Origin of the sequence: Microcoleus sp., assembly GCF_049646505.1 — a bacterium.
Taxonomy (GTDB): Bacteria; Cyanobacteriota; Cyanobacteriia; order Cyanobacteriales; family Microcoleaceae; genus Microcoleus.
This window is the reverse complement of the sequence record NZ_JBARVX010000474.1, coordinates 1-5,691: the sequence shown is the minus strand read 5'-3', so window position 1 is coordinate 5,691 and position 5,691 is coordinate 1. Positions and strand designations below refer to the sequence as shown.

The following is a 5,691-nucleotide window of genomic DNA, read 5'->3' as shown; positions in this document are numbered from 1 at the left end:
ACATTCCGATTGGCTTGACCCGGCACTCTCGTTTTTCTGCTCTTTTTCCCTCTGCCTCATCATAGTTTTTTTCCATGATTATGGGATGTTTGGTTTCACCCTTTTTTAATTCGCCAACAGTCTCTTGAAACCGCGCCTACACAAACGATGTCCGCCTCCGCGGACGAAGAGGAGATGAGAAATCGCCGATTGTAATTTTCAACCCGCGCACCATCCGGGTTTTGTGTGTGTAGACGCGGTTTCAACCGCCGGGTGATTGAGTCTTGGAACCTGGTTTCACGGGATCGCAAACGTATTCCCATTCAGGAATTATTGATTTTTGACGGTGGTGAACAGCTTGATTTCTGATATATTTGGCTACAGGGTCGATCGCATCACGGCTAACCGTAAACGCCCCATAGCTACCTTGCCATTTAAAAAAAACACCCGGTTTAAGTTGGTGAGTTACTAAATGAGAAGAACTACCCTTAACTTCTTTAATAATTTCAGCTACTGTCAAGGTTGACGGAAAACCTATCAGCAAGTGAAGGTGGTCTTCTATACCACCAAGGGCAATTACAGTACATTTTAAATTATTACATTTTCCAATAATCGTCGCATAAATTGCTTCCTGAATATCGGGAGTAATCAAAGGCAATCTATCCCAGGTTGCCCAAACATAGTGTACATACAACTGCGTGAAATTGTCTCTCATTTTTTGTACAACAGATGAAACTTCTCTTCAACCCGCGGAGGCGGGTTTTGTCTGTGTAGACGCGGTTTCAACCGCCGGGTGATTGAAAAACCGCCGGGTGATTGGAAAATCGCCGGGTCAAATCTTGAATCCGCTGGGATCTTACATGGGGCGATTATACCCCGGCGGTTGAAACCGCGTCTTGTCAAACGATGTCCGCGCAACGCGAGACTGGGATCTTACATGGGGCGATTGTACCCCGGCGGTTGAAACCGCGTCTTGTCAAACGATGTCCGCCTCCGCGGACTAAGAGGGTATTCGGAGATTAGGAATGCGGCGATTAAGGCCCCGGCGATTAGGCCCCGGCGGTTGAAACCGCGTCTTGTCAAACAATGTCCGCCTCCGCGGACTAAGATTGAATTAACATCATGTTTTTTTGTATTTCCCGGATTCGATTATGCAGGAACCACCGCAAATTAAAAATCCCAGCATTACTCTCTATCCTTTCCACCTGCGGGATGATGGTGACGAAGGCTACGGCGAAGTAGCAAAAAATGCTCAATCTCTGTGGGAAAATCTAGCAGATAATGTCGGCACACAATTTAACAGCAACGAACTAAAATCTCTCAGAGACAATCTGATTTTTTACAAAGACAAACAGTATTATCCCCAAGGCGAAAAAGAAAAACCCAATAATAGCAAATCACTGATTTACGATGGTAAAATTCTGAAGTTTCAGCCAACAATTCAGCCAGATAATTCCCATATCTATGGTTCAATCAATGCCGTCAAAATTCACGATGTTTACACCGCAGATTTGACATTTTACTATCAAAATGCTACCATCAAAGTAGCGGAACTAAATCAATTAAATCCCCAAGGTTGTTTGTTGCCAAACGCAATTAAGCCGTCCTTGGGACAAACTTTATTGTTGTACGCCACACCAGCAGTTTATGATAGTTACCGCAAGCTGGCTGACGAATGCGTTAAAGATTTTGTCCGCAATCAACAGGAAGCATCACCAGAGTTTCGCGCGGAAGGGAGATTATTTGGTAGTCCGATTTTTGAGTATGACAGCCGCGAAGATGACGCGCCTAAACGGTGTCACATTCTAGTATGGTTGCAAGATAATCCCCAAACTTTGCAATCCGCAACCTCAACGTTTAATTTTTATTTGATGAATCTGCTGTGTTCTCGTGCTAAAATTGTATTTGTGTATCGCGAAGCTCGGAAAAAGTATTGCAAAGCACAGCAAATTGTCGGCGAGTTGGAGAAGAAGCTTCCTGAATTCGGCGAAATTGAAAGGGAACGAGATAGACAAGTTAAGTTGCAGAAGTTGAAGGATTTACTGGCTGAAGTTCGGACTAAAATGTTGGATTTTGCTCAGCAAATCCGGTATTTGCAGGAAGATAGAAATACTATTGATACTAATGCTGACAATTATGCTGAGGCTTTGACAAGAATTAGAAGTTTGTGTATCGAAGGTGATAATCTGGATTTTTGGCAGAGGTTTCTGGATTTGGCTGAGGGTAAGTATCAGCGGCAAATTGAAATTGATTTGAACTATTTGATTGCTAGTCAAGATTTGTTCCAGCAGTCGATATCTACTGTGCGGGGGATGGTGGAAATTGAACAGGTGGAATTCGATCGCGAAAAGGAAGACAACGAGAAAAAGCGCGATCGCCAACTTGAGAATATCATATTTTTTGTCGGAACTGCGATCGGGGGCGGACAAATCTTTTCCGCAGCCTATCCTCTCATCAAGGATACACCGATTAAATGGTGGCCTGATTCTTCTCTCCCGCTACATCCCTTTGCTGCGACAATTCTCTGGAGTCTCGTATTTGGCTTAGGATTTGGGTTTTTTACACTGGGTATCGTTGCCCCGTTGATTAGGAAAATATTTCGATAGTAGCGCTATAATAATGGATAACGAACGACGAACGACGAATAACTATGGTACTGTTAACTGCAAAAATCTCTGCTAGCGAGTTGGCAAATTTGGCTGTAGAGTTAATTCGGAAAAGTGGGTGCGAATACGGTGACGTGCGCTTTTGCAGTTACCGCAGGCAAGGTTTGTATGCGCGCGATCGATCTTTAAGCAATATCTCCGATAATGTAAGTTCCGGTTTTGGCGTGCGAGTGCTGCTAGACGGCGCTTGGGGCTTTGCCGCCAGTCACAGCAAAACACCCGCAGAGGTTGCAAGAATCGTCGCTTTGGCTGTGGAAATCGCAAAAGGCAGCCGCTTGACTCAAAAGGAACCGGTGCGTTTAGTACCTGTCGAAAAATATGTCGATACTTACATTAGTCCGATCGCAATTGACCCATTTTCTGTCCCCGTTGCTGACAAAGCCGAACTTTTATTAACCATCAACGAACGCCTGCTAGCGCACGAATCACAAGGCATCAAAAAAGCTTATTCTTTTTTGACATTCAACCGCGAAGACAAGGTTTTTGCATCCACAGAAGGCTCGCTAATCGAACAAACAATCTACCGCAGCTATCCCGGTTTTGGCTGTACGGCAATTGCGGGCGGCGATGCCCAAAGTCGCAGTTACGAACGCCCGCCGCTAAACATCGGTTACGAACATATTAATCCAGACGATTTGTTGGGTCAAGTCGAACGAGTAGCTGCCGAAGCCATTGAAAAAGTCGCTGCGCCGAAAGTCCCGGCTGGTATTTGCAAATCTTTGATTCTCAAGCCAACAAATTTGTTTTTGACAATCCACGAATCTGTCGGACATCCAACTGAATTAGACCGGGTTTACGGCTATGAATCTAATTTTGCTGGCACGAGTTTTGCTACTACCGATAAGTTAAATAAGCTGCAATACGCTGCACCTTGGGTAAACTTCAAGTGCGATCGCACTCAACCCCACGGTCGCGGTACAATGGGTTACGACGATGAGGGCGTAAAATCGCAGGATTGGTACGTTGTCAAGGATGGAATTTTAGTTGATTATCTCACTGACAGAGAAACAGCTTATCGCCTCGGACGCGCCACCAGCAACGGTTCTGCCTGCGCTGACAGTTGGTCTAGCGTACCGATGGTGAGAATTCCTAATTTGGGACTGGAACCGGGCCCGGATGGCGGCAGTCATACTGCTACTTTGGATGAGATGATTGCTGATACGGAAGATGGGATTTTAATTGACGGTATAGGCAGTTTTTCGATTGACCAACAGCGGCGCAATTTTCAATTCGGCGGCGATGCTTTCTGGAAGGTGGAAAAAGGTAAAGTTGTCGGTATGTTGAAGGATGTAACTTATCATTCGATGAGCACTGATTTCTGGAATCAAGTAGATGCAATCGGGCCTGCTTCCGAACGGGTTCAATGCGGCACTAATAGGTGCGGCAAAGGTGAACCGATACAGGTTGCTCAAATGACTCATGCTTGTGTACCGGTGCGGGTAAGGGATATTCAAATTGGGGGAAATTCTTAATTCGGAATGATTGAACCGCAGAGGACGCAGAGAACACAGAGAGAGTTCTGAGATAATAAAGCTAACAAATTCTTCCTAGTATTCTAGCTTATGACTGTAACAACATCGCCCGCAATTTTAAGTGAAGACAGAGCCTTATCTTTATTAGAAAAGGTAGTCAAACAATCGGAAGCAGAAGCAGTATTTGTCAGTCTTTATACTGGCGAAGAATCTCTTTCCCGATTTTCGGAAAATCAAATCAGCCAAAATATCAGCAAAACTGTATTTAGCCTCAACATTACTAGCTATTTTGGCAATAAAAGCGCTTCTGCTGCTGTTACAGAATTTGATGAAGATGCGATCGCCCAAACCGTCAAGCGATCGCAAGAATTAGCTAAAATTGCCCCCGCAGACCCCGAATGGATGCCGCTGTTGCCCCCTCAAACCTACGATTTGCCCCCGGCGGCGTTTGATGAAGCAACGGCTGCTGTATCGCCTCTAGAGCGGGCAAAAATGGTACAGCAAGCCTGCGCGATCGCATCTGGCGAAGGTGCGGAAGCTTCGGGTACATTGAGCGCTGAGGCTTCGCTGTACGCGATCGCCTCGTCAACCGGACTCCGCGCCTGCAACCAATCTACAGAGGCGAATTTCGGCTTTACAGCCCGCATTGGAGACGGTTCTAGCTGGACTGAAAGCACGGCTTGGGGCATCCACGAACTACAAGTCGCCGAATTAGCCACACAAGTTGTCTCGCGCGCGAAATCCTCCCGCAACCCCCGCGAAATCACTCCCGGTGTTTATCCTGTAATCTTTGAGGGCGCTGCGTTTGCAGATTTGCTACCGTGGATAATTTGGGCTATGGATGCGCGGGCGGCGGATGAGGGGCGATCGTTTATGTCGATCGCCGATGAGTCGGGAAAACCCGCTGGAAACCGCGCGGGAGAACAACTTTTCAGCCCCTTAGTGCAGGTACAGCGCGATCCGAGTCATCCTTTGTTGCGATCGAATAATTTTTTCGGCGACGGATTGAACAATAGCTATTTAGAAATCATCAAAAATGGCGTACCTCAAAGCTTATCTTATTCCCGCTATTGGGCCGCCCAAAAAGGCAAAGAAGCAAAAGGTGCTTATTACCCGATCGTGATGACAGGTTCCGACCAAAGTTTAGCAGATTTAATCGCTCAAACCGAGCGCGGAATTTTCGTGAGTCGAGCTTGGTATGTAAATTACGTGAATCCGAAAACATCGGAAGTAACCGGAATGACTCGCGACGGTACTTTCTGGATTGAAAACGGTAAGATTGCTTACCCGATTAAAAATTTCCGTTTCAATCAAGTTTTACCTGATATGTTGCGCGATGTGGATGCAGTTAGCGAAGTGAAACGTTACGGCGGCATTGTCGTACCGGGAGTGCGCGTGAAAGCTTTTAATTTCACGAGTGTTACTGACAGTTTGTGATTGGTGGTTATTCAATGAGTCCACCAGTTAGCGGATGTTTGTAGTGAGGATTTTAATCCTTTCCATAAGAAGGACTAAAGTCCTCACTACGAACCTACAGTGATTTATCAAAAAAAATGCCTCAAATAGATATACGT

At 45.8% G+C, this 5,691-nt stretch carries 4 protein-coding genes; 3 read left to right on the top strand and 1 reads right to left on the bottom strand.

From position 1 onward, the window contains the following. Positions 1-241: 241 nt before the first annotated feature. The gene (gene tnpA / locus WBA89_RS22770; RefSeq protein WP_424409660.1) at positions 242-694 is read right to left on the bottom strand and encodes an IS200/IS605 family transposase; all 453 of its coding nucleotides are present in this window, start codon (positions 692-694) and stop codon (positions 242-244) included. 436 nt (positions 695-1,130) lie between these two features. Between tnpA and WBA89_RS22765 the strand changes: the two genes are divergently transcribed. From WBA89_RS22765 to WBA89_RS22755, 3 genes are all read left to right on the top strand, one after another. Further along, positions 1,131-2,585: a hypothetical protein gene (locus WBA89_RS22765; RefSeq protein WP_424409659.1), complete on the top strand. Its 1,455-nt coding sequence runs from the start codon at positions 1,131-1,133 to the stop codon at positions 2,583-2,585. A 44-nt stretch (positions 2,586-2,629) separates the two neighbouring features. Continuing rightward, positions 2,630-4,117, top strand: a complete 1,488-nt coding sequence (locus WBA89_RS22760; RefSeq protein WP_424409658.1) for a TldD/PmbA family protein — start codon at positions 2,630-2,632, stop codon at positions 4,115-4,117. 90 nt (positions 4,118-4,207) lie between these two features. Next, on the top strand, positions 4,208-5,554 hold the full coding sequence (locus tag WBA89_RS22755) for a TldD/PmbA family protein (protein ID WP_424409657.1): 1,347 nt from the start codon (positions 4,208-4,210) through the stop codon (positions 5,552-5,554). Positions 5,555-5,691: the final 137 nt, after the last annotated feature.

Excerpts from the sequence above, each read along its gene's own strand:
- tnpA (WP_424409660.1), bottom strand. The coding sequence starts at position 694 with ATGAGAGACAATTTCACGCAGTTGTATGTACACTATGTTTGGGCAACC.
- WBA89_RS22765 (WP_424409659.1), top strand. The coding sequence starts at position 1,131 with ATGCAGGAACCACCGCAAATTAAAAATCCCAGCATTACTCTCTATCCT.
- WBA89_RS22760 (WP_424409658.1), top strand. The coding sequence starts at position 2,630 with ATGGTACTGTTAACTGCAAAAATCTCTGCTAGCGAGTTGGCAAATTTG.
- WBA89_RS22755 (WP_424409657.1), top strand. The coding sequence starts at position 4,208 with ATGACTGTAACAACATCGCCCGCAATTTTAAGTGAAGACAGAGCCTTA.